At 73.4% G+C, this 24,345-nt stretch carries 23 protein-coding genes; 17 read left to right on the forward strand and 6 right to left on the reverse strand.

The window, feature by feature from the left end; all coding sequences use genetic code 11:
• Both A6A27_RS11115 and A6A27_RS11120 read right to left on the reverse strand, forming a co-directional pair.
• The coding region (locus tag A6A27_RS11115; RefSeq protein WP_073834501.1) for a transposase at nucleotides 1-1,410 on the reverse strand (1,410 nt) is incomplete at its 3' end.
• Between the two features lie 172 nt (nucleotides 1,411-1,582).
• Nucleotides 1,583-2,062, reverse strand: a complete 480-nt coding sequence (locus tag A6A27_RS11120; protein WP_198940267.1) for an RNA polymerase sigma factor — start codon at nucleotides 2,060-2,062, stop codon at nucleotides 1,583-1,585.
• A 311-nt stretch (nucleotides 2,063-2,373) separates the two neighbouring features.
• On the opposite strand from A6A27_RS11120, the gene A6A27_RS11125 reads away from it, so the two are divergent.
• The 11 genes from A6A27_RS11125 (at nucleotide 2,374) to A6A27_RS11175 (ending at nucleotide 16,243) form a co-directional block, all read left to right on the forward strand.
• Nucleotides 2,374-3,453 (forward strand): LacI family DNA-binding transcriptional regulator, encoded by a 1,080-nt coding sequence (locus A6A27_RS11125; RefSeq protein WP_073834612.1) that lies wholly within the window; start codon nucleotides 2,374-2,376, stop codon nucleotides 3,451-3,453.
• The gene (locus tag A6A27_RS11130) at nucleotides 3,450-4,382 is read left to right on the forward strand and encodes a carbohydrate ABC transporter permease (RefSeq protein WP_073834502.1); all 933 of its coding nucleotides are present in this window, start codon (nucleotides 3,450-3,452) and stop codon (nucleotides 4,380-4,382) included. Before A6A27_RS11125 ends, A6A27_RS11130 begins: the two co-directional genes overlap by 4 nt.
• 1 nt (nucleotide 4,383) lies before the next feature.
• Complete coding sequence (locus A6A27_RS11135) at nucleotides 4,384-5,223, forward strand: carbohydrate ABC transporter permease (protein ID WP_073834503.1); 840 nt, start codon at nucleotides 4,384-4,386, stop codon at nucleotides 5,221-5,223.
• Nucleotides 5,224-5,260: 37 nt separating this feature from the next.
• A complete protein-coding gene (locus A6A27_RS11140; protein ID WP_073834504.1) occupies nucleotides 5,261-6,556 on the forward strand; it encodes an ABC transporter substrate-binding protein in 1,296 nt (431 codons plus the stop codon).
• A 2-nt stretch (nucleotides 6,557-6,558) separates the two neighbouring features.
• On the forward strand, nucleotides 6,559-7,692 hold the full coding sequence (locus tag A6A27_RS11145; protein ID WP_073834505.1) for an ADP-ribosylglycohydrolase family protein: 1,134 nt from the start codon (nucleotides 6,559-6,561) through the stop codon (nucleotides 7,690-7,692).
• Between the two features lie 37 nt (nucleotides 7,693-7,729).
• Nucleotides 7,730-9,121 carry an ADP-ribosylglycohydrolase family protein gene (locus A6A27_RS11150; protein ID WP_073834506.1) on the forward strand — a complete coding sequence of 464 codons (1,392 nt, stop codon included), beginning with the start codon at nucleotides 7,730-7,732 and terminating at the stop codon, nucleotides 9,119-9,121.
• Entirely contained in the window at nucleotides 9,118-10,056 is a 939-nt protein-coding gene (locus A6A27_RS11155; protein WP_073834507.1) for a ribokinase, read from the forward strand. Before A6A27_RS11150 ends, A6A27_RS11155 begins: the two co-directional genes overlap by 4 nt.
• 76 nt (nucleotides 10,057-10,132) lie before the next feature.
• Nucleotides 10,133-12,085, forward strand: coding sequence for a formylglycine-generating enzyme family protein (locus A6A27_RS45555; protein WP_073834508.1), 1,953 nt, complete (start codon nucleotides 10,133-10,135; stop codon nucleotides 12,083-12,085).
• Entirely contained in the window at nucleotides 12,082-14,232 is a 2,151-nt protein-coding gene (locus tag A6A27_RS11165; RefSeq protein WP_073834509.1) for an alpha/beta hydrolase-fold protein, read from the forward strand. The genes A6A27_RS45555 and A6A27_RS11165 overlap by 4 nt, the downstream gene beginning before the upstream one ends.
• The gene (locus A6A27_RS11170; protein WP_073834510.1) at nucleotides 14,229-15,422 is read left to right on the forward strand and encodes a CaiB/BaiF CoA transferase family protein; all 1,194 of its coding nucleotides are present in this window, start codon (nucleotides 14,229-14,231) and stop codon (nucleotides 15,420-15,422) included. Before A6A27_RS11165 ends, A6A27_RS11170 begins: the two co-directional genes overlap by 4 nt.
• Nucleotides 15,422-16,243 carry an HpcH/HpaI aldolase/citrate lyase family protein gene (locus A6A27_RS11175; protein ID WP_083672547.1) on the forward strand — a complete coding sequence of 274 codons (822 nt, stop codon included), beginning with the start codon at nucleotides 15,422-15,424 and terminating at the stop codon, nucleotides 16,241-16,243. The genes A6A27_RS11170 and A6A27_RS11175 overlap by 1 nt, the downstream gene beginning before the upstream one ends.
• Nucleotides 16,244-16,301: 58 nt before the next feature.
• On the opposite strand, the gene A6A27_RS44215 is transcribed toward A6A27_RS11175, so the two are convergent.
• Together A6A27_RS44215 and A6A27_RS11180 are read right to left on the reverse strand one after the other, a co-directional pair.
• On the reverse strand, nucleotides 16,302-16,478 hold the full coding sequence (locus tag A6A27_RS44215) for a hypothetical protein (protein WP_158073978.1): 177 nt from the start codon (nucleotides 16,476-16,478) through the stop codon (nucleotides 16,302-16,304).
• A gap of 125 nt (nucleotides 16,479-16,603) precedes the next feature.
• Complete coding sequence (locus tag A6A27_RS11180; protein ID WP_073834511.1) at nucleotides 16,604-17,110, reverse strand: MarR family winged helix-turn-helix transcriptional regulator; 507 nt, start codon at nucleotides 17,108-17,110, stop codon at nucleotides 16,604-16,606.
• Nucleotides 17,111-17,301: 191 nt separating this feature from the next.
• Here A6A27_RS11180 and A6A27_RS11185 point away from each other — a divergent pair, with 191 nt between their 5' ends.
• The 4 genes from A6A27_RS11185 (at nucleotide 17,302) to A6A27_RS11200 (ending at nucleotide 20,910) form a co-directional block, all read left to right on the forward strand.
• Nucleotides 17,302-18,396: an enolase C-terminal domain-like protein gene (locus A6A27_RS11185; RefSeq protein ID WP_241825227.1), complete on the forward strand. Its 1,095-nt coding sequence runs from the start codon at nucleotides 17,302-17,304 to the stop codon at nucleotides 18,394-18,396.
• 98 nt (nucleotides 18,397-18,494) lie between these two features.
• Nucleotides 18,495-19,379, forward strand: a complete 885-nt coding sequence (locus tag A6A27_RS11190) for an SPFH domain-containing protein (protein ID WP_073834513.1) — start codon at nucleotides 18,495-18,497, stop codon at nucleotides 19,377-19,379.
• A gap of 42 nt (nucleotides 19,380-19,421) precedes the next feature.
• Nucleotides 19,422-19,769, forward strand: coding sequence for a PadR family transcriptional regulator (locus A6A27_RS11195; RefSeq protein ID WP_073834514.1), 348 nt, complete (start codon nucleotides 19,422-19,424; stop codon nucleotides 19,767-19,769).
• Between the two features lie 70 nt (nucleotides 19,770-19,839).
• Nucleotides 19,840-20,910, forward strand: coding sequence for a hypothetical protein (locus A6A27_RS11200; protein ID WP_073834515.1), 1,071 nt, complete (start codon nucleotides 19,840-19,842; stop codon nucleotides 20,908-20,910).
• Between the two features lie 61 nt (nucleotides 20,911-20,971).
• On the opposite strand, the gene A6A27_RS11205 is transcribed toward A6A27_RS11200, so the two are convergent.
• Both A6A27_RS11205 and shbA read right to left on the reverse strand, forming a co-directional pair.
• Complete coding sequence (locus tag A6A27_RS11205) at nucleotides 20,972-21,817, reverse strand: anti-sigma-D factor RsdA (RefSeq protein WP_073834516.1); 846 nt, start codon at nucleotides 21,815-21,817, stop codon at nucleotides 20,972-20,974.
• On the reverse strand, nucleotides 21,814-22,392 hold the full coding sequence (gene shbA / locus A6A27_RS11210) for an RNA polymerase sigma factor ShbA (RefSeq protein ID WP_073834614.1): 579 nt from the start codon (nucleotides 22,390-22,392) through the stop codon (nucleotides 21,814-21,816). Before shbA ends, A6A27_RS11205 begins: the two co-directional genes overlap by 4 nt.
• Nucleotides 22,393-22,557: 165 nt before the next feature.
• Here shbA and A6A27_RS11215 point away from each other — a divergent pair, with 165 nt between their 5' ends.
• Complete coding sequence (locus A6A27_RS11215) at nucleotides 22,558-23,577, forward strand: ABC transporter ATP-binding protein (RefSeq protein ID WP_073834517.1); 1,020 nt, start codon at nucleotides 22,558-22,560, stop codon at nucleotides 23,575-23,577.
• Nucleotides 23,574-24,344: an MlaE family ABC transporter permease gene (locus A6A27_RS11220; RefSeq protein ID WP_073834518.1), complete on the forward strand. Its 771-nt coding sequence runs from the start codon at nucleotides 23,574-23,576 to the stop codon at nucleotides 24,342-24,344. The genes A6A27_RS11215 and A6A27_RS11220 overlap by 4 nt, the downstream gene beginning before the upstream one ends.
• Nucleotide 24,345: the final 1 nt, after the last annotated feature.

The following is a 24,345-nucleotide window of genomic DNA, read 5'->3' on the forward strand; positions in this document are numbered from 1 at the left end:
CAACCAGCTCTTACGTTGGTGCTTGGAGGTGTTCCGGGCGGGGACGGTGACCACGGCGATCCCGTGCTCGGCGGCGAGGTGCCGCATCCGGTCGCTGATTCTTCCGCGGACCTGCTGGGACAGGCGCGTGTTCAGGCTGTGCCCCATGCCCCGCGCTTCCATCGACCGCAGGTCTTCCAGACAGATCGCCGTCGCCCGGGCGGCGATCGCCTGGTCGACGGTCCAGCGGGCGGCAGCCCACGCGAGCGCATCGTTCAAGTTTTGGCGGCGGGCGGACACGTGGCGGATCTCGCCGGCCAGCACCTCACGTTTCGCCCTCAGCTGCTCGTCGGGGCGGCCGCCGAGCAGCCGCGCGTACTGGTCGGCCTTCGCATGCAGCCGCTCGCTGTGGCGGCGCAGGCGGTGCTGCTTGGCCAGGACCCCAGCGGCGCGGAACTGGCCACCCGCCCCCAACGCCGTGATCCGGCCATCCTTTCCCAGTCGTAGGGCACCCGCGCTGAGGAGAGTGTTGAGACCCCAGTCCACGCCAAGCGCCACCGAGTGACCGGTGGCCCGGGCCTTCGGCACGGCATGCGTGTACGCCATGTCGGCACGCACCGTCCCGTCGGTGACGCGGAGGGTCGGCAGGTGCAGCACCGCCGAGGCGGGAACCGTGGACGGCAGGCTGATCCGGCACTCGACCCACGTCCAGTCCCGATACCCTCGCGGATCCGGACGGGTGGGCAACTGCAGCCGCAGCAGCGCCTTCGCCGGGCCAGTGTCGCAGCGCTCGATGGTGGCCTGCTGCCGGTCACACGCGGCCAGCAGCAACATCCGCCCGATCCTCGGGGCGCCTTCGAGTTCGAACACGTCCACCGGCAGGCGACCATTGGCCTTGGCGAACGTGACGGCCTGCCGGGTGCGGCCCTTGATGACATTGGATGGCAGGTGCTGCCCGCCTGGGATCGAGGCTCGCACGTGATCCCACTCGGCGGGGGTGCGCTTGCGCGGATCGGCCGGCCAGGCCGCCAGGACCCCGGCGGTCACGTCAGCGCGCCACTTCACCGAACGCAGCGCACGCCCCGCCTGCTCCTGCGCCATCCGCACGACCCGGTCATTAACCCTCACGCCCACCGGCGCGGTCACCGCCCAGCCCAGCCGCCGCAACGCCATCCACGCCTGCGACGGCAACCGCCGCCCACCCGCATCCACCCCGGCCGCCAACACCCCCACATCCACGCGGTTCCAATGCTCACCGACCAGCGCGGCCACCATGCCCGCCACCAGATCAGCACACCAACCAACCCGCCGCGCCAGCACCGCCGGAGACAGCACCTCGCCGGTTGCCTCATCCACCCCCGCGCGCAGCACAGCACGGGCACACGCGGTCCGGGAGGCCTCACCCACGGCCAGCCGCAGCTTCCCGCTCACCAACTCAACGACCCACCATCGATCGAGCAGAACCAACGCTCACGACCGGCCCACGCCACCGGAACCCTCCCCGGGCCAACCCAAACGTGATGCGCCACAGGGTGAACACCGACACGCTTCCAGGCCTTGGAAAGCCGAAAACGTTCCACACAGGCCAATCTATGATCACTGATCATCGATAATCAAATCGGTTAGCCTCGGCGGCGGACGTGTAGTCCAACTGCGACCACACGCAGAGCACAAACACTTCCCTTTCCGCCCTGCGTAACCGACGTAATGCGGCCGCGGCTGCGGCCAACTGCCGCGCATCGTGCATCCGGCCGACGACCTCCTCGGCGACGTCTGGGGCAGCGGCAGCCGGCGGGATCCGCAGCAGGGCCGCCCGACGCCGTCGGGTCGCACGGCGTCGGTTGCGCAGTACATTCGTCGCGATGCCCAGCAGCCAAGGAAGCAGACTGTCACCGTCGGGCCGCAGCGTGGCGCGGAGCCGCCACGCTTCCAGGAACGTCAGCGACACGACGTCCTCCGCGCCCGAGGTGTGACCGTCGGCCCGCACGGCATGCCGGTATACGGCTGCCGCATGCTCGTCGAATACCTGTCCGAAGGCGGCAGCGTCCCCCGCGCGAATTCGGGCTCGCAATGTTGCGCTCACACCTTCTCCTGTCCGCAGGAAGCTCCCGGTTCCAGCAATTTTCGTGAACCGTTCGGCATGCTGAATGCCACTGGTTCGACACACGGGTCCCATCAGTCAAGGTGTGGGCGCAAGAGGTAGGGACATCCTGCGCGGGCGCAACGATGCCGTGGCCTGGCCACCACGGCTTCCGGCCCGAACTCGTTCTGGACCCGGCCTGCCATCGCAGCTCGGCGCGATTGGAAACGTTTTCGTAACGAGCCCTTGACCTGATCGCCGGCTCGGCGCAGACTCCCGGAAACGTTTACAGCAGACAGGTGGAGGTGCGGGGCGTGGGTCGTAAACGTTTACAGGAGTCGGCCGACGGCCGTCCCACCGTCCACACCGTCGCCGCCCGCGCCGGTGTCTCCATCGCGTCCGCCTCCCGCGTGCTCAACGGCGTCGGCGGCAGCCCGGAGACCATCCGCAAGGTGCGCGAGGCGGCGGCCGAGGTCGGCTACGTGCCCAACGCCATCGGCCGCTCACTCCAGTCGCAGCGCACCGGTCTGGTCGCGCTCGCCGTCGAGGACATCGGCAACCCGGTCTACGTCGAGATGATGCGGGCCATCGAGTCGGTGGTCGCCGCCTCCGGCCGGCAACTGCTGGTGCACGCCACCGGCGGGCAGATCGCCAACGAGACCGCGCTGCTGCGCCGGCTCGCCCACCGCTACGTCGACGGGATGATCGTCTCGCCGATCCGGGTCACCGACGACCACCTCGCCGCGCTGGTCGACAGCCCCGTGCCGGTGGTCGTGGTCGGCCAGCTCGGCGCCGACGCGCCGGTGGACAACGTGCGCACCGACTCGCGTACCGGTGTGGGGCTGGCGGTCGGCCACCTGGTCGCGGCCGGGCGGCGGCGGATCGGGTTCGTCAACGGCCCGCTCGACACCGTCCCCGGCGCCGCCCGCGACGCCGGCTTCCGGGCCGCCCTGGCCGCCCACGGCATCGACCTCGACGAGCGCCTCGTCGAGGTCGGCGACTTCCGGTACGCCGCCGGCCGCGCGGCCACCGAACGGCTGCTCGCCCGGGCCCGCCCCGACGCGCTGGTCTGCGCCAACGACCTGATCGCCGTCGGCGCGCTGCACGCCCTGCTCGCCGCCGGCCACCGCGTCCCGCAGGACGTCGCGCTGGTCGGCATGGACGACACCGAGCTGGCCCGGATGATGTTCCCGCAGCTGTCCAGCGTCTCCCTCGGCTCCGCCGAACGTGGTCGGCGCGCCGCCGAGCTGCTGCTGCAACGCATCGCCGATCCGACCCTGCCGCCGCGGCGGGAACAGGTCGCGCCCAGCCTCGCCGTCCGCGCCTCCAGCGCCACCGGGCCCGCGACCGGCGTAACTCTGCCCGCACCGCGTACCCCGGAGGTGACGGCATGACCACCCTGGCCGAGCGGCCCGACGTCGCCCCCACCGACGGGCCGCGGGTGGCCCGGTCCCGGTCCGACCGGATGGGCATCTACCTGCTGCTGCTCCCGTCGCTGCTGCCGATCGTGGTGCTGTCGGTGTTCCCGCTGCTGCGCGGCATCTACCTCGGCTTCACTGACGCCCGCGCCGGACGCCACGTCGAGATCAGCTTCACCGGGCTGGCCAACTACCGCGAACTCCTCGGCGACGACCTGTTCTGGAACTCCTTCAAGATCGGCCTGCTCTGGGCAGTCGGCGTGACCGTGCTGCAGTTCCTGCTTGCCCTCGGCCTGGCCCTGCTGCTCAACCAGCAACTGCGCTTCCGCGGCGTGGCCCGGGTGCTGTCCGTGGTGCCGTGGGCGATGCCGCCGGTGGTGGTCGGCATCCTGTGGAAGCTCGTCTACCACCCGGACGCCGGCCTGCTGAACGAGTTCTTCCACCGCATCGACGCCGACGGGCTGCGCACCAACTGGCTCGGCGACTTCAACACCGCGCTGCCCGCCGTCATCCTCGTGGGTGTCTGGGCCGGCATGCCGCAGACCACCGTCGTACTCCTGGCCGGGCTGCAGGGTGTACCACGCGAACTGCACGAGGCGGCCGCGGTCGACGGCGCCAGCACCTGGCACCGCTTCCGCAACGTCACCCTGCCCGCCATCACCCCGGTGATCGTGGCGATCACCTCGCTGGACTTCATCTGGAACTTCAACTCGTTCGGCCTGGTCTACGTGCTCACCGCGGGCGGCCCGGGCGGCAAGACCATGCTGCCGATGCTCTTCGCCTACGAGGAGGCGTTCCGCTACGGCAACTACGGATACGCCGCCGCCCTCGGCAACGTCATGGTCGTGATCATCGTCGCGCTGCTGGCCGTCTATCTGCGCCGCCGGTTGAGGGAGGCGAACTGACATGTTCGGAAAGCCGAGCCGCACCGGGCGCACGCTGCAGTACCTTGCGCTGACCGGCTACCTGGTCTTCCTCGGGTTCCCGCTGGTCTGGCTGCTCTCCACCGCGTTCAAGCCGCCCCGGGAACTGGTCCAGCTGCACCCCACACTGATCCCCAGCAACCCGACCGTGCAGAACTTCGTGCAGGCCTTCACCGAGCAGCAACTCGGCCGGGCCGCGCTGAACAGCCTCCAGGTGTCGCTCGCCTCGGCGGTGCTCACCGTGCTGGTCGCGCTGCCCGCCTCGTACGCCCTCGCCCGGTTCCGCACGAGGCTCGGCACCATCGCGCTCGGCTGGGTGCTGCTGTCGCAGCTCTTCCCGTTCGTACTGCTGATCATCCCGATCTTCCTGATTCTGCGGCAGGTCGGGCTGGCCAACACGCACGCCGGGCTGGTGCTGATCTACGTGGTCTGGGCGCTGCCGTTCGCCCTGTGGATGCTGCAGGGCTTCGTCCGCAACATCCCCCGCGACCTGGAGGAAGCGGCCGCCGTCGACGGCGCCAGCCGACTCCAGGTGCTGCGCCGGGTGGTCTTCCCGCTGCTCGCGCCGGGCATCGTGGCGACCGCGCTGTTCTCCTTCATCTCCGCCTGGAATGAGTTCTTCTTCGCCCTGGTGCTGGTCAAGACGCCCGAGCTGGCGACCCTGCCGGTCGCCCTGGCCCGGTTCGTCGGCATCGAGGGCACCGCCCGGCTCGGCCCCCTCGCGGCCGGATCGCTGCTCGCCACCCTGCCCAGCCTGATCTTCTTCGCGTTCATGCAACGCCGGCTCTCGTCCGGGTCGCTCGCCGGCGCGGTCAAGGGCTGAACCGCGTCCCCCACCCACCACCAAGGAGGAAACCCCCATGCCCCGAAGCAGATTCCGTCGGCTCGCCGCGGCCACCGCGGTCGCGGTCGTCGGCCTCGGCGCCCTCACCGCCTGCGGTGACGGCGGCGGCGAGGACGAACCGTCGTCCGGCCCGGTCAAGCTGCGCTTCCTCAGCCTGGCCTGGCAGAAGGAGTCGCTGCAGGCCAACAAGGACCTGGTCGCCAAGTGGAACAGCGAACACCCGGACATCCAGGTGGAGTACGTCCAGGGCGACTGGAACTCGATCCACGACCAGCTGGTCACCTCGTTCGAGGGCGGCGACGCCGCCGACATCGTGCACTACGAGGCGTCCGCCATCGGCGAGTTCAGCAAGCAGGGCTACCTGGCCGACGTCTCGAAGCTGCTCAGCGACGACTTCAAGGGCCAGATCGACCAGGGCGTCTGGGACACCGTCACGTTCGACGGCAAGGTCACCGGGGTGCCGTTCCTGCTGGAGTCGCAGGTCGTCATCGCCAACAAGAAGCTGCTCGACGCCGCCGGCGTCGCCGTCCCGCCGGCCGACGGCGGCTGGACCTGGGACGAGTTCCAGGCCAACGCGCAGAAGCTCACCAAGCCCGGCCAGTACGGCGTGGCCTGGGCGCTGAAGTCGCCGACCAACCGGGTGATGAACCTGGCGTTGAACTACGACGGCAAGTTCTTCTACACCGACGGCGGCAAGACCGAGGTCAAGGTCGGCGACCCGGAGAAGGAGGTGCCCAAGCGGATCCACGACATGCTCTACACCGCCAAGTCCGCCTCCCCGGAGGCGCTCGGCATGAGCGGCGCGGACACCCTGCCCGGCTTCTTCGGCGGCAAGTACGCCATGCTCCCCGGCTCGGTCTCGCTGCGCCAGCAGATGGTCGAGCAGGCCCCCGCCGGCTTCGAGTGGGTGACCCTCCCGCCGATCAAGGGGCTGTCCAGCAAGCAGGCCGCCAACCCGCAGACGCTGTCCATCTCCGAGGACAGCAAGCACAAGAAGCAGGCCGCGCAGTTCCTGGAGTGGTTCCTCAACCCCACCAACATGGCCACCCTCGCCAAGGGTGACTGGCTGGTGCCCACCGGCAAGCAGGCCAACCAGGAGCTGGTCAAGGCCACCGACGGCAAGCAGGGCTGGGACGTCGCCGCGGACAGCGCCGCCGACCTGACCGTCGCCCCGTTCCAGAAGGTCGACGGCTACCCGGAGTGGAAGACCAAGTACGCCACCCCGGCGCTGCAGCAGTACTTCGCCAACAAGATCACCCTGGACCAGCTCGGCACGCAGCTGGTCGACGGGGGCAAGCAGGTGCTGAGGTAACCATGTCACTCTTGCTCGACAAGTCGGTCGGCTGCCTGGTCGGCGCCGCGGTGGGCGACGCCCTCGGCGGGGCCACCGAGACAGCCCTGCCGGAGCAGATCCGCGCCCGCTTCGGCGGCTGGGTCGAGGGGATCGTCCCCCCGTACCACGCCGACTGGGCCACCGCGCGGCCACTCGCGCCGTACCACAAGGGCGACGGGCACATCACCGACGACACTCTGATGACCCACGCCCTGGTCCGCGCGTACGCGGCCAAACGGGACCACCTCGACGCGTACGACGTGGCGGAACTGCTCGTCCCCGACCTGATCGAGCGGGTGGTCTATCTCCCGGACCTGGAGCGGGAGGGGGTGACCTTCCACCGGCTAGCCGCGGCCGAACGGTGGCTGGTCACCCGCCTGCACCACGCGCACGTCGACCCCCGCGAGGCCGGCGTGGGCAACATCGTCAACTGCGGCGCCGCCATGTACATGGCCCCGGTCGGCATCGTCAACGCCGGCGACCCGGCCGGGGCGTACGCCGAGGCGGTGGAGCTCACCGGGGCACACCAGCACAGCTACGGGCGGGAGGCCGCGGCGGTCTTCGCCGCCGCGGTCGCCGCCGCCGCGGCACCCGGCGCGGGCGTCGACGACGTGCTCGCCGCGGCCCTCGACCTGGCCCGCGACGGCACCCGCGCCGCCGTCGACGCGGTGGTCAAGGAGGCCCGCGGGTACGACGACTGGAAGGCGGCGATCCCCGCGCTGCGCGCCGCCGTCGCGCCCTACGACACGGTGGGCGAGGAGTACCGCACCCCGGGCCTGGGCGCCCGCCGGCCCAGCCGGCTGCACGCCATCGAGGAACTGCCGGTGGCGCTGGGCATGCTGGTGGTGGCCGGCGGCGACTACCGGGCGGCGGTGCTGGGTGCGGTCAACTACGGCCGCGACGCCGACTCCACGGCCACCATGGCCGGTGCGATCGCCGGGGCGCTCGGCGGCGCCGCGGCCGTGCCGGCCGAGTGGTCGCAGGCGGTCGCCTCCGCGTCCCGAACCGACCTGGTCGAGCCCGCCCGGGTCCTCGCCCAGGTGGCCACCGAGGTCTTCGACCGTGACCGGGAGCGGTTCGCCCGCCGCGCCGAACGCTTCGGCGGTCTGGCATGAGCGAGCGCAGCCAGCGAATCATCAAGCTCGGTTCGGCATGAGCGCTGCGGACGGCCCGGCCGCCGGTGCGGCCCACGGGCTCCGGCTGACCTGGGTGCAGCCGGAGGACCTGCTGCCGCACGAGCTGGCCGCGAGCCGCGACGAGGGCCGCGACGTCACCGACCTCGCCGAGCGGTGGGCGGCGGCCGGTGGTGACGTCACCGCCCCGGTCAGCGGCGCGTCGCCCGTGCCGGCATCGCCGCGGCTGCGCGCCCTCGCCGTCGAACTGCTCGACGCCGCCGATGCGCGGCCCGGACCGGACACCGCGCACGAGCCCGACGACCTCGACGCGGTCCGCGCGACCTGGCCGAGCGCCTGGCACCTGCCGACCACCGTCGAGCGGGACCGGCTGCACGGCGCCTGGCTCGGCCGGGCCGCCGGCTGCCTGCTCGGCAAGCCGGTGGAGAAGATCCCCCGTCACGGGATCCGGGAGATCCTCTCCGCCACCGGCCGGTGGCCCCTGCGCGGGTGGTTCACCGCGCAGGGGCTGCCAGCCGACGTCGCCGCCCGTTGGCCGTGGAACCGGCGCAGCGCCCCCACCAGCCTGGCCGAGAACATCGCCGGCATGCCCGAGGACGACGACCTCAACTTCGCGCTGCTCGCGCTGCGCATCCTGGAGACGTACGGGCCGGACTTCACCAGCGCCGACGTGGCGCAGGCCTGGCTGGACTGGCTGCCCGCCGGGCGGGTCTTCACCGCCGAACGGGTCGCCTACCGCAACCTGCTGCTCGGCCTCACCCCGCCGCGGACCGCCCGCCGGCACAACCCGTTCCGGGAGTGGATCGGCGCGCAGATCCGCACCGACGTGTACGGCTGGACCAACCCCGGCCGCCCCGACCGTGCCGCCGAGGCGGCCTGGCGGGACGCCGCCGTCAGCCACGTCCGGGCCGGGGCGTACGGGGCGATCTGGGTGGCCGCCCTCGCCGCGGCGGCACCGGTCGCCACCAGCGTCGACGAGGTGCTGGACGCGGGCGAGTCGGTGCTGCCCCCGGACAGCCGGTTCACCGCCGCGATCCGGGAGGCACGTGCCCTCGGCACGGGCACCGACGACTGGGAGAGCATCGTGGACACCCTCTACGCCCGGCACGGGCACCTGCACTGGGTGCACGTCCGCAACAACGCCGCCCTGGTCGCCGCGGCCCTCGCGTACGGGCGCGGCGACCTGGAACGGTCCATCTGCGCCGTGGTCTCCGGCGGTTGGGACACCGACTCCACCGGCGCCACCGTCGGGGCCGTCACCGGGGCGCTCACCGGCGCGTCCGCCCTGCCCGGGCGCTGGGTCGCTCCGCTGCGCAATCGCCTGGCCAGCAGCATCGCCGGCTTCGACGGCGTCCGCTTCGACGAGCTGGCCGGCCGCACGCTCGCCCTGGCCCACCGGGGTGCGGCGTGACCGCGCGGGTGGTCGTGGTGGGCAGCGCCAACCTGGATCTGGTGGTGACCGCGCCGCAGCTGCCCAGGCCCGGCGAGACGGTTCTCGGTGACGGCTTCCGCACCGTGCCCGGCGGCAAGGGCGCCAACCAGGCGGTCGCCGCCGCCCGGGCCGGCGCGGACTGCGCCTTCGTCGGCGCGGTCGGCGCCGACGACTTCGGGGCGCAGCTGCGGGACAACTTGACCGCCGCCGGCGTGGACGTGCGCGGCCTGCGCACCGTCGACGCGCCCTCGGGCGTCGCGCTGATCGCCGTCGACCACGCCGCGGAGAACTGCATCGTCGTCGCGCCCGGCGCCAACGCCACCCTGACCGACCTGCACCCCGCCGACCGGGCGGCGGTGGGCGCGGCCGACGTGCTGCTGCTCCAGCTCGAGGTGCCGCTGGCGGCCGTCACCCAGGCCGCCGACCGGGCCCGCGCCGACGCCACCACCGTGGTGCTCAACGCCGCCCCGGCCCGCCCGCTCCCCGACGAGCTGCTCGACCTCGTCGACGTGCTGGTGGTGAACGAACACGAGGCCGCCGTCGTCGCCGAGATGTTCATCGACGAGCCCGCCGCCCTGCTCGACGCGCTGGTGACCCTGGTACCCCGGGTGGTGCTGACCCTCGGCGCCCGGGGCGCCGCCTACGCCGACCGGCACGGCACCCGCCTGCAGGTGCCCGCGCCGGCGATCGAGGCGGTCGACACCACCGCGGCCGGCGACGCGTTCACCGGTGCCCTCGCGGTCGCCCTCGCCGAATGCGGCGGCACCCTCACCGCCGCCACCGCGCCGGCCGTCCTGCGCTGGGCCTGCGCCGCCGGGGCGGCCTGCGCCCAACGCCCCGGCGCGTCCACCGCGCTGCCCGACCGGGCCGCCATCGACACCCTGCAAGCCGCGACCTACGGAGCGGAAGAGTGAACGAGCGTAGCGAGCGAACCATCAGATTCAGTGCCGTGGAGCCGCATGCCGGCGCGGACCGCAGAGAGGCGACGGCGTGAGCTTCAACCCGTACCTCCCGCGCCCCATCGACCGGCCCACCGAGGTGCCGCTCGGGGCGCACGCCGACCTGACCACCCTGGACGAGGCGAAGATCTTCGCCGCCCCGGGCGACCCCGCCGACTGGCCCGCCTGGCGCGACCAGCTCACCCGCTGGCGGGCCGACGCCCGGGCCCGGCTCGCCTACACCGGCGAGCACTACGACGACATCACCGGGGACTGCTTCACCGTGTGCCTCGCCTGGCTGTGGGACGAGACCCTCTACGACCACGACCGGGGCGGGTTCACCGTGGACGCGTTTCTCGACGCGGCGCGGCGCGACTTCGGCGGCTTCGACGGAGTGGTCCTCTGGCACGCGTACCCGGTGATCGGGCTGGACGCGCGCAACCAGTTCGACTGGTACCGGGACGTCCCCGAACTGCCCGACGTGGTCCGCCAGTTCCAGGCCCACGGCGTCCGGGTGTTCGTCGACTACAACCCCTGGGACACCGGCACCAGGCGGGAGCCCGGCGCCGACGCCGAGGAGGTCGCCGCGCTGGCCGCCGCCCTCGGCGTCGACGGGGTCTTCCTGGACACCCTCAAGGAGGGCGCCGGCGAGCTGCGCAAGACCCTCGACGGGGTTCGCCCCGGCCTGGTCCTGGAGGGTGAGAGCCGGGTGCCGCTGGCCCGGATCGCCGACCACGCCATGTCCTGGGCGCAGTGGTTCGCCGACTCCGACGTGCCCGGCGTGCTGCGGGCAAAGTGGTTCGAGCGGCGGCACATCCTGCACCACACCCGCCGCTGGCACCGCAGCCACCTCGACGAGCTGCACTCCGCCTGGCTCAACGGCTGCGGCGTGCTGGTCTGGGAGAGCGTCTTCGGCGTCTGGGTCGGCTGGAACGACCGGGACAAGGCCGTGCTGCGCGCCATGCGGCGGGTGCAGGCCAGCCACGCGGCGTGGCTGCGCGCCGAGGACTGGGTCCCGCTCGCCGATCACCCCGGCACCGGCCAGGTGTACGCGTCCCGCTGGACCCACGACGGCCAACCCCTGTGGACGGTGGTCAACCGGGGCGCCGACCACGACGGCCTCTGGCTGCTCACCGAGCCCCGTCCCGGCCGCTTCGTCGACCTGGTCACCGGCGCCGAGCTGACCGTCACCGAACTCGAGGACGGGCGGGTCGCCGTCGGCGGGCCGCTGCCCGCCGGGGCGATCGCCGCGGTGGTCGCCACCGACACCCCCGTCGACCGGCACGAACCGCCGACCGGTGACCCGTCCTTCCCGGCCCGCGCCGCCGTGCGTACCCGCACCCCGTGGTCGCCCCTCGCGGCCCTGCCCGACGGCATGGTCTCCGTCGACGACGGGCACCACGAGCTGACCGTCCGCCACCGCGTCCGAGAGACCGGCCTGTACGGCGAAGCCCCCTACGTCGACGAGTGGAAGCCCCTGCCGCCCCGACTGCACCACACCGGCACCCTGCGCCGCCCGGTCCGGCTCGGCCGCTTCGCCATCGACACCCACGAGGTCACCCACGGCCAGTACGCCCGCTTCCTCGCCGCCACCGGCTACCGGCCGGTCCGGCCGGAACGGTTCACCGCTGGGCAGGGGCCCGCCGACGCCCCGGTCACCGGCGTCGACCTCGCCGACGCCCGCGCGTACGCCGACTGGGCCGGGCTGCGGCTGCCCACCGAGGACGAATGGCAGGTCGCCGCCGAGGCGGGACTGCTCGCGCGCCGGGCACCGCTGGTGTGGAACCTGACCGAAAGTGAACACTCCGACGGGCGTACCCGGTTCGTCATCCTCAAGGGCGGCTGCGCGTACCGCGCGGAAGGCTCCGACTGGTATCTCGACGGCGGCCCGCAACCGCCCGAGGTGTCGGTGAAGCTGCTGCTCACCGGCGCCGGCCTCACCCGCTCCGACTCGATCGGCTTCCGCTGCGCCGCCGACCTGCCCGCCGAAGGAGCCCCCCGATGAGCAGAACGTGGCGCACCGGCGCCATCCTCGTCGCCCTGCTGACCGCCGTCGGGCTCACCGTCCTGGCGCCGGAGACCGCCGTCGCCGCCAAGGATCCCGCCGGCACGCTCGGCACCGCCACCGCACCCTCGCCGGCCCTCGGCGGCAGCATCGACTACACCGTCTACCTCCCGTACGGCTACCGCGACCCCGCGCAGGCCGCCACCCGCTACCCGGTGCTGTACCTGCTGCACGGGCGTGGCGACACCATGCAGGCGTGGACCCGCATCAAGTCGGACCTCGACCGGCTGATCGCCGATCGGCGGGTGCCGCCGGTGATCGCCGTGCTGCCCGACGCCCCGTGGAGCAGCCGCGGCAGCTGGTACGTCGACTCCGCGTACACCGGCGCCGACAACCCGGGCCGCCCCGTGGAGACCGCGCTCACCCGCGACCTCGTCACCCACGTCGACGCCACCTACCGCACCGCCGCGCACCGGAACGCCCGGCTCATCGGCGGCTACTCGATGGGCGGCGCGGGCGCGCTGCGCTACGCCCTCGCCCACCAGGACCTCTTCGCCAACGCGCTGGTGCTCAGCCCCGCCGTCTACCGGCCGCTGCCGCCGGCCGACTCCTCGGCCCGCGAGTTCGGCGCCTTCGGCACCGGCGACCAGCTCTTCTCCGACGACGTCTACCGGCGCCTGAACTACCCGGCCCTGCTCCCCGGCGTCGACCCGGAGTCCCCGGTCCGGATGTTCGTCGCCGTCGGCGACGACGAATGGCCCAACCCGGACCCGGCCGACGCCGTCCACGACCTCGACTACGAGGCCGCCACCCTCTACAACACCGTCCGGCGCACCGACGGCATCGCCGCCGAGTTCCGCGTCCTCGACGGCGGGCACGACTGGGACGTCTGGCGCCCCGCCTTCGTCGCCGGTCTCACGCATCTCGCCGCCACCCTCAGCGTCACCCCGCCCGCCGGGCTGCCCGCGCCGCTGCACGGCACCCCCGGCGCGGACTGGGCCGGCGGGGTCGCCGCCCACCCCGACGGCGACGTCACCCTCGGCTACGCGGCGTCCGGCAGCGTCGTCGGCCAGCCGTACGCCGGCGGCCTCGACGCCGTGGTCACCCGGCTCGCCGCGGACCGCACCACCGCCCGCTGGACCGCCCAGTTCGGCACCGCCGCCAACGACCGGCTCTACGGGACCGTGCCGCTACCCGACGGCAGCGTGCTCACCGCCGGCTACACCCGCGGCGACCTCGACGGCCGGCACCCGGCCAGCCCGGCGGACGACGGTTTCGTGGCGAAACTGACCGCCACCGGGCAGCGCGCCTGGCTCACCCAGGCCGGAGACCCGGCCAAGGCCGACCGCTTCTACGCCCTCGCCGCCGCACCGGACGGTGGCGCGTACGTCGCCGGCTACACCAGTGGCGCGTTCGGCGGCGCCAACGCCGGCGACAAGGACGCCGTGCTCGCCCGGATCGCCCCGGACGGCACGCTCGCCTGGACCCGCCAGTTCGGCGGCTCCGGCGAGGACAAGGCGTACGCCGTCGCCGTCGGCCCCGATGGCGTCTACGTCGCCGGCGGCACCTCCGCCGCACTGCCCGGCACCACCCCGCTCGGCGGCGCCGACGGCTGGCTCGCCCGGTTCACCCCGGACGGCACCCGCGACTGGCTCACCGTCGCCGGCGGCGACGGGGACGACCTGCTCGGCGGCGTCACCGTCACCGGCGCGGGGCAGGTCGTGGCCACCGGCGCCACCTCCGGCGACGTGCTGACCGTCGCGTACACCAGCAAGGGCGCACAGCGCTGGCGGACCGTCACCGGCGGGCGCGGCGCGGACGCCGGCACCGACGTCCTGGCCCTGGCCGACGGCTCGCTCGCGGTGGTCGGCTTCACCGGCAGCACGCTCGGTGTGCCGGCCGGCGGGGCGGACGTGTTCACCCTGCGCCTCGACGCCCGCGGCCGGCAGCTCGCCGTCGCGCAGTACGGCACCGCGCGCGACGACGCGGCCGACCCGTTCGGCGAGGAGAACGTCTACGCCACCCTCGCCCCCGACGGCCGGCTGCTGGTCAGCGGCCGCACCGCCGGCACGCCCACCGGTGGCGCCGCCCTCGGCAACGGCGACGTGTTCCTCGCCGCCGTCGACCCGGCGAAGGGAACGCCATGACCGCGCCCGCCCCGCTGCACGGCGTTCGGGTGGTCGACCTGGCCACCCTCTTCGCCGGCCCGCTCGCCGCCGCCTTCCTCGGCGACTTCGGCGCCGACGTGGTCAAGGTCGAGCACCCGGCCAAGCCCGACCCGTCCCGCGGGCACGGCCCCGCCAAGGACGGCGTCGGCCTCTGGTGGAAGGTGCTCGGCCGCAACAAGCGCACCGTCACGCTCAACCTGTCCGACCCGCAGGGCGCCGAACTGCTGCGCCGGCTGCTCGCCGACGCCGACGTGCTGGTGGAGAACTTCCGCCCCGGCACCCTGGAACGCTGGGGCCTCGGCCCGGACGCCCTGCACGCGGTCAACCCACGCCTGGTGATCGCCCGGATCAGCGGCTTCGGCCAGGTCGGCCCCTACGCACCCCGGCCCGGGTTCGGCACGCTCGCCGAGGCGATGAGCGGCTTCGCCGCGGCCACCGGGGAACCCGACGGGCCGCCCACCCTGCCCCCGTTCGGCCTGGCCGACTCGGTCACCGCGCTCGCCGCCGCGTACGCGGTCATGCTGGCCCTGCGTGGCCGCGACCTGACCGGCCGGGGCCAGGTGGTCGACCTGGCCATCATCGAACCGATCATGGCGATGCTCGGCCCGCAGATCACCTGGTACGACCAGCTCGGCTACGTGCAGCCCCGGCTCGGCAACCGGTCCAACAACAACGCCCCGCGCAACACCTACCGGTGCGCGGACGGCCGCTGGGTGGCCGTCTCCACCAGCGCGCAGAGCATCGCCGAGCGGGTGATCCGCCTCGTCGGCCACCCCGAGCTGGTCGACGAGCCCTGGTTCGCCACGGGCAGCGGCCGGGCCGCGCACGCCGACGAACTCGACGCCGTCGTCGCCGGCTGGGTGGCACAGCGGGACCGGGACGAGGTGGTGGCCGCGTTCGAGGCGGCCCAGGCGGCTGTCGCGCCCGTCTACGACGTCCGGGACGTCCTCGCCGACCCGCAGTACGCGGCGCTCGGCACCGTCGTCACGGTCCCCGACGAGGAACTCGGCGAGGTCCGCATGCAGAACGTGCCGTTCCGGATGTCCGCCACCCCCGGCGAGATCCGGCACGCCGGCCGGCGGCACGGCCAGGACACCGACGAGGTGTTCCGGGCGCTCGGCCTGACCGACGCGGACCTGGCCGCGCTGCGCGAGCGGGGCGTGATCTGATGCGGCTGACCTGGCTCTACGTGCCCGGTGATCGGCCGGACCGGTTCGCCAAGGCGGTCGCCTCCGGCGCCGACGCGGTCATCCTCGACCTGGAGGACGCCGTCGTCGCCGGCCGCAAGGCGTACGCCCGGGATGCTGTCGCCGAGTTCCTCGCCGAACCGTCGCCGGTGCCGGTCCAGGTGCGGGTCAACGAGCTGACCGGCCCGGACGTCGACGCCGACCTGGCTGCCGTCGCCGGTAAACCGGGGCTGGCCGGCCTGCGCCTGCCCAAGGTGGAGTCCCCGGCGGCCGTCGCCGCCGTCGCCGACCGGGTCGACACCCCGCTGCACCCGCTGATCGAGTCCGCCGTCGGGCTGGAGTCCGCGTACCGGATCGCCACCGCCCACCCGGCGGTGGCCTCGCTCGGCCTCGGCGAGGCCGACCTCCGCTCCGACCTGGGCGTCGGCGATGACGACGGCCTGCTCTGGGCCCGCGGCCGGATCATCGTCGCGGCCCGCGCCGCCGGCCTGCCTCCGCCGGCCATGTCGGTGTACGCGAACGTCGCCGACCTCGACGGGCTGGCCGCCTCCTGCGCCGCCGGCCGACGGCTCGGCTTCCTCGGCCGGACGGCCATCCACCCACGACAGCTCCCCGTCATCGCCGCGGCGTTCCGTCCGGCCGAGCGCGAGGTGGCCCGGGCCCGGGAACTGCTCGCCGCCGTCGCCGAGGCGCAGACCCGCGACTCCGGCACCGTGGTGCTGCCCGACGGGCGGTTCGCCGACCGGGCGATGGTGGCCGCCGCCCGCCGGGTCGTCGACCTCGCCGCCCTCTACGCCGCCTGAGCGCAGCTCACTCCGCTCGGCCGCCCTGGCCGATGTCCGCCGGCCGGGTGGCGGCGGGTCAACCTCGCCTGGTCGGGCTGGGGAGGTGCGGGGTGAGCCCGTCCGCGACCGCCTCGATGAACTGGGTGAGGTAGTCGAAGTCGGGCACGGCGACCCGCTCGGCCCGTTCGTGCAGGGTGTCCGGGGTGACCGTGTCGTCGATCCGGGCGACCTCGTGGTGTCCGTCGCGGTCCATGGCGTGCCTCCCGTCACTGGTCGTGACGATGGTGCGTGCTGTCACAGTATCGCTTGCATACAGCCATCATTGCACTGTGCCAGCATCTCGGCCAGTGCTTGACGCACGCCCGGTGGACGGAACGGTCAGGCCTCGGCCTCCGCGGGGCTGTCCGCCGCGGTGAAGCCCAGCCACCACTCCTGCTCGGGCAGCTCACCCGCCGCGGTGGCGAACGCGGTCAGCGCCTCGGTCACCGTCGGCTGCCAGTACGCCGAGGTCGCGGCGACGATCCGAGACAGCTCCGCGCGCCGCCGACGGATCACCTCCCGCACCAGGGCCAGCCCGGCGGGGGTGAGTCGCAGCCGCACCACCCGGCGGTCGCTGGTGGAGCGGGACCGGCGGACCAGGCCCTTGCGGATCAGGCGGTCACACATCCGCGTGCCGGTCGACGGGGCGACCTGGAGTTCGGCGGAGACGTCGACGGCGCGCTGGGGTCCCCGGGTGGCCAGCACGACCAACGCCCGAAACTGCGGCAGGGTGACCTCGGCGTCGAGGTCGGCCAGCGAGCGGGCGGCGAGGCCGACGAACGCGCGGCTGGCCGCCATCAGCGCCTCGACGGCCGCCGTTTCGCTGTCGCCGGCGGGTGATTGCATACTGCCATCATTCCAGCCAACCGGTAGCCCGTCGGACGACGCCGGCGCGGGCGCCGGCGGGTTTGCCTCCGGCGATCCGCGGTATCTCCGATCCATGCAGCGCATCACCTCCGCAATCGTGGCCTCCCGGCGCGTGGACCGAGGTCCTACCGCCCCAGCATGTCCAGAGGCCCGCCGTGCGGGGTGACTCCGTGGTCGACCGGGTGACCGCCGGGGCATACCGGATCCCCACCGACGCCCCGGAGGGGGACGGCACCGCGGCCTGGAGCGCCACCACGCTGGTGCTGGTCCAGGTCAGCGCGGGCGGCGAGGTGGGCACCGGCTGGACGTACGCGGCGGCCGCCGCCGGCGAGCTGGTCACCGAGCTGTTGGCCGGGGTGGTGACCGGGCGTGACGCGCTCGACGTCCCCGGCAGCTACCAGGCCATGCAGGCGGCCGTGCGCAACGTGGGCCGCCCCGGAGTCGCCGCCTACGCCATCTCCGCAGTGGACGTGGCGCTGTGGGATGTCAAGGCGCGACTGCTGGGGATCCGGCTGGCCCGGCTGCTCGGCCTGACGCGGGAGGCGGTGCCGATCTACGGCAGCGGTGGCTTCACCACCTACGACGAGGCGCAACTGCGCGCCCAGCTCACCCACTGGGTGCACGAGCAGGGCATCCCGCGGGTGAAGATGAAGATCGGCGAGTCGTGGGGAACCCGCGTCGAACGCGACCTGGCCCGGGTCGGCACGGCCCGGCAGATCATCGGTCCGGACGCCGAGCTCTACGTCGACGCCAACGGCGGCTACCAGCGCAAACAGGCGATCCGGGTGGGGCAGGCCCTGGCCGACCAGGACGTGCGGTGGTACGAGGAGCCGGTCTCCTCCGACGACCTGGCCGGCCTGCGGCAAGTGCGCGACGCCGTCCTGCCCGACGTGGCGGCCGGGGAGTACGGCTATAACCTGCCGTACTTCGCCGCGATGGTGCGGGCCGGCGCGGTGGACTGCCTGCAGGCGGACGTGTCCCGGTGCGGCGGCATCACCGAGTGGCAGCGGGTGGCCGCGGTGACCGCCGCGGACAACCTCCAGCTCTCCGGCCACTGCGGCCCGCACCTGCACCTCGACGTCGCCGCCGCGACGCCCAACCTGCGGCACCTGGAGTGGTTCCACGACCACGTCCGCATCGAGTCGATGTTGTTCCAGGGCACGGTCACGCCCGAGCCGGGCGGCCTGCTGCGGCCCGACCTGTCCGTGCCCGGGCACGGGCTGCGGTTCGACGAGTCGGCGGCGGCGTCGTACCGGATCGGGTGAATCCGGCGCGCCCGGGCGCCCGACCGGCAGGACTGAACGGCGCCGGAACGGGTAGGCCCGGCGCCGGGAGGCGGGCGCCTCCGGGATCGAGGGGGACCATGGCAGTCGCCGCCATCGTCGCAGTGGTGATCGTCGTCGTGATCGCGCTGATCGTGCTGTCGCTGAGCGTCCGGCTGGTGCAGCAGTACCAGCGCGGTGTCGTGTTCCGCTTCGGCCGGGTGCTGGACCGCATCCGCCAGCCCGGCTTCCACCTGATCATCCCGGTCGCGGAGCGGATGGTGCGGGTCAGCATGCAGACCACGGTGATCGGGGTGCCGGCACAGGGCGTCATCACCCGCGACAACGTCACGCTCACCGTCGACGCAGTCGTCTACTACCGCGTGGTCGACCCGGTCAAGGCCTTGATCAACGTTCGGGACTATCCCGCCGCCGTGCTCCAGGTGGCGCAGACCGCGCTGCGCTCGGTGATCGGCAAGGCCGACCTCGACACCCTGCTGCGGGACCGGGACAAGATCAACGCCGAACTGAAGGCCGTCATCGACGCGCCCACCGAGAAGCCATGGGGCCTGCTCATCGAGCGGGTCGAGGTCAAGGACGTGGCGCTGCCCGAGGGGATGAAGCGGTCGATGTCCCGGCAGGCCGAGGCGGAGCGGGAACGGCGCGCGCGGGTGATCGCCGCCGACGGTGAGTTCCAGGCCTCCCGCCGGCTCGCCGACGCCTCGCGGGCGATGGCGAACACGCCTGGTGCGTACCAGTTGCGGTTGCTGCAGACGGTGGTGGACGTGGCCGCGGAGAAGAACAGCACCCTGGTCATGCCGTTCCCCGTGGAGTTGCTGCAGTTCTTCCAGGAGTACGGGCGGCGCACCCGCGAGCAGGCGGCGCCCGGTGGGCCGGGGCGGACAGAACCGGCCGAGGCGCTCGGCCCGACCACGGAGGGCGTCGCCGCGGCAGCCGAGGGAGACGGGCACCGACCGCAGCGCTGACGGGACAGCGCATATACCGATAACCTGTATATGCTTGTCGCCATGAACGACAGTCCACTGCGGGAACCCACGTTCCTGGTACTCACCGCGCTGGCCGAGACACCCCAGCACGGGTACGCCGTCATCGAGGACGTACGGCGCATCTCCGAGGGCCGCGTCCGGCTGCGGGCCGGCACCCTCTACGCCGTCCTCGACCGGCTGCGCGCCGACGGCCTCATCGAGGTCGACCGCGAGGAGGTGGTGCAGTCCCGGCTGCGCCGCTACTACCGGCTCACCGCGCTGGGCGCGACCCGGCTCGCCGACGAGGTCGCCCGGCTGCGCCGCAACGCCGACGCCGCGGGCCGGCGGCTGCGCCGCGCCGGCCTGCTGCCCGAGGGAGGCGCCGCATGAGTAACACGCGGACCGTCAGGCTCGGCAGCGGGACGCCTCGCGCCGCCGCGGAGCGAAGCGGAGCGACGGCGTGAGCGCCGGCGGGCTGGAGCGCCGCTACCGCCGGCTGCTCGCCGTCTACCCGTGGGAACACCGCCGGGCGTACGAGGAGGAGATGCTCGCCGTCCTCCTGGAGGGCGCGCGGCCCGGTCAGACCCGCCCGAGCGCCGGGGACGCGGTCAACCTGATCGGCGCCGGCCTGCGGGCCCGGCTGCGGGTGAGCGCACGGGGGCTCACCGAGCCGGCCTGGGCTGATGCTGCCGCCGTGACCGGCGTCCTGGTGGCGTTGCTGCTGCTCGCGGCCGCCGGCAAGAGCCTGCTCGACCAGGTGGTATCGGACCCGTCACTGCCGCCGCGGCTCGCGCCGGGCGGTCCCGATCTGGTCGACTGGCTGCGCGTGGCGGGTTGGGCGGCGGTCGGCCTCGCCGCCCTGATCGGGCTGCGTCGGGTCGCGGCCGGACTCGCCTGGGCCGGGGTCGTCGGCTGGCTGGTGCTGGTGGGGCCGGGCGTCACCGGCCAACCCAGCTATGTGATCGACACCCTGCCTCAGTTCGCGCTCGCCCTGGTGGCGGCCGCCGCGCTCACCGTGCCCGCGCCGCCCCGCCGGGCGTTGGCGGTGCTCGGCACGCGCCGGCTGGCGGTGCTGGTGCTCGCGCCGCTGGCGGCGGTGGCCCTCCTGGAGCTGAACCGCGCGACCCGCCCGGCCTTCACCTCCGGGCCGGTGTCCTACCAGCGTCTCTACGGAATTGAGGCGAGCAGTTCGACCGTCTTCTGGCTCTACGCGGCCGGGTTCGCCGTCGCCGGGCTGGCCGTCCTGGTCAGCCTGGCCACGCTCGCCCCGGAGGTACGGCGGCGCGTCGTCGTCATGCTGGCACCGGTCGCCGCGCTGGCCCTGTTCATCGACACCGCGCTGGCCGGCTGGGCGGCATCCACGATGCACATGGGGCACGCCATCCCGCTGGTGCCGGCGCAGTGGGCGATGGTGGTCCTCGCCCCAGCGGTGACCTTCCTCGCCGGGGTGCTGCTGGTGCGCCGCCGCGAGGAGACGCTGCGCATGGTGGCCCTGGGCCGGGCCGCCGACCGGGAAGGGCCCGCCGCCTGAGCCGCCGCCGGTGGCCCCGCAGCTAAGGCCGGGGCCACCGGCGGCCGTTCGCCGGACTCGGTCAGTCGATCAGGCCACCGGTGGGTAGCGGCAGCCCGGGCAGCCCAGGCAACAGGGGCGAGAGGCTGGGCGAGGGCGGCCGCGGCGGCTTGGGCAGCGGCAGCAGACCACCGCCGTCGCTCACGGCGCCGCCCGGCGTTCTCGAGGCCGGCGGCTGGGACGGCCCGGGCGGCGGAGCCACCGGGCCGGTGCTGGGGCGAGTGGCCGGGGTGGTCGGGACGACGCCGGGCGTGGGGGAGATCGGCACGGCGGTGGGCAGGAGCTTTGCCCGCTCCGCGGTGAGGTCCCGCCCGAGCACGTCGAGGTCGCCGCGCAGTCGGGCCGCGCTCGCCGGGTCGGTGACCTGGTCGAGTTCGCCGTGTGCCTGGTCGACGAGTTCCTGGGCCTCGTCGAACCGCCGCTCGGTCAGGGCCGCGCGGGCCCGCGTAATTGTGTCCTCGACGTCCCGTACCTCCGCCTGCTGTGGGTAGAGCAGCCTGGTCAGCGACCACAGCGGACTGCCCGGCTCGGCGGTGCGACTGCTGATCCCGAGCCCGGACGCCAGGGCCAGCAGCGCGACCGCGGCCGCCGCGAGACGCACCGCCCGAGGGCGGGATCGCCTGGTCCGGGCCGGACGGACCGGAAGTGGCGTGGGCTCGACCGGGTCCTCGGCCGGCGCCGCCGGACGGACCTCGGCCCGTTCGGGGACGCCGTCGGCGACGTCGGCCCGCCAGGCGACGAGCAACTCGGCCAACTCGTCTCCGGCCGGCACCAACTCGCCCCGTCCCAGCGCGTCGAGCAGCGCGTCGTCGCGGGCCAGGACGTCCAGATCCACCGCCTCGCCGCCGTCCGGCGTTCGCCCGCTCATGCCGCCACCTCGTCCAGGGAGCCCCCGGCAAGGGTACGGAGCCGGGCGAGCGCGCGAGACTGGGCCATCCGTACCGCCGCCGCCGTCATCCCGACGATGGTGCCCACCTCGTCGGCGGACAGGCCCACCGCGACCCGCAGCAGGATGATCTCCCGCTGGACGTCGGGCAGCCGGTCCAGCAGGGCGGACAGCCGCCGGGCCAGGTCGCTGGCCATCACCTGCTGCTCCGGCCCGGGCGCGGCGTCGGGCTGGTCCAGCGGGGCGTCGGTGGGGGTGACGGCTGCGTCCCGGATCGCCGCGCGTTGGGCGTCGGCGACCTTGTGCGCGGCGATCCCGTAGACGAAGGCGGCGAACGGGACACCCTGCTCGCGGTAGCGGGGGAGCGCCCGCAGCACCGCCACGCACACCTCCTGGGCCACGTCGTCCGCGGTGGTGTACGCCCCGCCGACCCTCCCCAGGCGGGCCCGGCAGTAACGGACCAGCCCGGGGCGTACGTCGGTGAGCAGCGTCGCGGTCGCCGCCGGGTCGCCCGCGGCGGCCCGGCGGACGAGATCTGGCTGCTGGATCACTGTCATGAGCTCGCGAGGCACCTTCATTACCGGCGGGTTACCGGCACGCTATCGAGCCTTGCTCAATTTTCCTAGCTCACGGTTTGTGACGAACCCACGCCGGAAAGAAGTTTGTTGCGTTCTCCACGGTCGCGCCGATGTGTCAGGCAGCGACGGAGAGGGGAGGGACCAGTGGGCGTCGAGGTCGCCGTGCAAGGGCTGACCAAGTCGTTCGGCGGGCAGCCGGTCTGGTCGGACATCACCCTGACCCTGCCCGCCGGGGAAATCTCCGTCCTGTTGGGACCCTCCGGCACGGGAAAGTCGGTCTTCCTCAAGACACTGGTCGGGCTGCTGCGGCCCGACCGGGGTGCCATCCTGATCGAGGGGAAGGACCTGCCGCGGCTGTCCGAACGCGAGCTGTACGAGGTACGCAAGCTGTTCGGCGTGCTGTTCCAGGACGGCGCCCTGTTCGGCTCGATGAACATCTACGACAACGTGGCGTTCCCGCTACGCGAGCACACCCGCATGTCCGAGTCCCAGATCCGGGCCGTCGTCACCGAGAAGCTGGACATGGTGGGCCTGGTCGGAGCCGAGAAGAAGCTGCCCGGCGAGATCTCCGGCGGCATGCGCAAACGGGCCGGCCTGGCCCGCGCGCTCGTGCTCGACCCGCAGATCATCCTCTTCGACGAGCCGGACTCCGGGCTGGACCCGGTGCGTACCGCCTACCTCAACCAGCTCATCATCGACCTCAACCAGCGCACCGGGGCGACCTTCCTGATCGTCACCCACGACATCAACACCGCCCGCACCGTGCCCGACAACATCGGCCTGATCTACCACGGGCACCTGGCCATGTTCGGGCCGCGGGAGATGCTGCTGTCCAGCACCGAACCGGTGGTCCGGCAGTTCCTCAACGCCCAGCGGATCGGGCCGATCGGCATGGCCGAGGAGAAGGACGCCGACGAACTGGCCGCCGAGGCGGAGTCCGGGGTGGAACTGCCGCCGCTGCCGCCGATCCCACTGCAACTGCAGCCGTCGGACGGGCTGCCCCGCCGAGCCGAGCGCCCACCCGGGCAGTGGTGCCGCGAGCACGCCGTCACCCCGCCGCCCGGCTCGTTCGAGGGCCTCCGGCAGGTGGAGCGACCGACCATCGACCTGGCGGAACACCTCACCGACGACCCGGGCAGGCACGGCCGGGAGGTGGCCCGATGAGCGCCCCGACCGCGGCCGTCCGCCGCTCCGGTGAGTTCTTCGCGTTCTGCCTGGACACCCTGCGCGGGCTCGGCCGGCGGCCGGTGCAGGTACGCGAGTTCGTCCAGCAGGCGTGGTTCATCAGCTCGGTGTCCATCCTCCCGGCCGCCCTGGTCTCCATCCCGTTCGGTGCGGTCATCGCCCTCCAACTCGGCTCGCTGGTCCGCCAGCTCGGCGCGCAGTCGTTCACCGGCGCCGCCTCGGTGCTCGCCGTGGTCCGCGAAGCCGGCCCGATCGTCACCGCCCTGATCATCGCCGGCGCCGGCGGCTCGGCGATCTGCGCCGACCTGGGCTCCCGGAAGATCCGCGAGGAACTCGACGCCATGCAGGTCCTCGGGATCGACCCGATCCACCGCCTCGTGGTGCCCCGGGTGCTCGCCTCGATGCTGGTCGCCGTCCTGCTCAACGGCCTGGTCAGCGTCGTCGGCGTCACCGGCGGGTACGCGTTCAACGTCGTCCTGCAGGGCGGCACCCCGGGGGCGTACCTGGCCAGCTTCCAGGCCCTCGGGCAACTGCCCGACCTGCTGGTCGGCGAGGTCAAGGCGCTGCTGTTCGGGGCCACCGCCGCGCTGGTCGCCTCCTACAAGGGGATGACCGCCAAAGGTGGCCCGAAGGGCGTCGGCGACGCGGTCAACCAGAGCGTCGTCATCACCTTCATGCTGCTGTTCGCGCTGAACTTCGTCGTCACGGCCGTGTACTTCCAGGTCGTACCGCAGAAGGGAAGCTGAC

This window comes from Micromonospora sp. CB01531 (assembly GCF_001905095.1).
In the GTDB taxonomy this organism is placed as follows: Bacteria; Actinomycetota; Actinomycetes; order Mycobacteriales; family Micromonosporaceae; genus Micromonospora.

Coding starts and splice junctions, on each gene's coding strand:
- A6A27_RS11130 (WP_073834502.1), top strand. CDS start 3,450: ATGACCACCCTGGCCGAGCGGCCCGACGTCGCCCCCACCGACGGGCCG.
- A6A27_RS11135 (WP_073834503.1), top strand. CDS start 4,384: ATGTTCGGAAAGCCGAGCCGCACCGGGCGCACGCTGCAGTACCTTGCG.
- A6A27_RS11140 (WP_073834504.1), top strand. CDS start 5,261: ATGCCCCGAAGCAGATTCCGTCGGCTCGCCGCGGCCACCGCGGTCGCG.
- A6A27_RS11145 (WP_073834505.1), top strand. CDS start 6,559: ATGTCACTCTTGCTCGACAAGTCGGTCGGCTGCCTGGTCGGCGCCGCG.
- A6A27_RS11150 (WP_073834506.1), top strand. CDS start 7,730: ATGAGCGCTGCGGACGGCCCGGCCGCCGGTGCGGCCCACGGGCTCCGG.
- A6A27_RS11165 (WP_073834509.1), top strand. CDS start 12,082: ATGAGCAGAACGTGGCGCACCGGCGCCATCCTCGTCGCCCTGCTGACC.
- A6A27_RS11170 (WP_073834510.1), top strand. CDS start 14,229: ATGACCGCGCCCGCCCCGCTGCACGGCGTTCGGGTGGTCGACCTGGCC.
- A6A27_RS11175 (WP_083672547.1), top strand. CDS start 15,422: ATGCGGCTGACCTGGCTCTACGTGCCCGGTGATCGGCCGGACCGGTTC.
- A6A27_RS44215 (WP_158073978.1), bottom strand. CDS start 16,478: ATGGACCGCGACGGACACCACGAGGTCGCCCGGATCGACGACACGGTC.
- A6A27_RS11180 (WP_073834511.1), bottom strand. CDS start 17,110: ATGCAATCACCCGCCGGCGACAGCGAAACGGCGGCCGTCGAGGCGCTG.
- A6A27_RS11190 (WP_073834513.1), top strand. CDS start 18,495: ATGGCAGTCGCCGCCATCGTCGCAGTGGTGATCGTCGTCGTGATCGCG.
- A6A27_RS11195 (WP_073834514.1), top strand. CDS start 19,422: ATGAACGACAGTCCACTGCGGGAACCCACGTTCCTGGTACTCACCGCG.
- A6A27_RS11205 (WP_073834516.1), bottom strand. CDS start 21,817: ATGAGCGGGCGAACGCCGGACGGCGGCGAGGCGGTGGATCTGGACGTC.
- shbA (WP_073834614.1), bottom strand. CDS start 22,392: ATGACAGTGATCCAGCAGCCAGATCTCGTCCGCCGGGCCGCCGCGGGC.
- A6A27_RS11220 (WP_073834518.1), top strand. CDS start 23,574: ATGAGCGCCCCGACCGCGGCCGTCCGCCGCTCCGGTGAGTTCTTCGCG.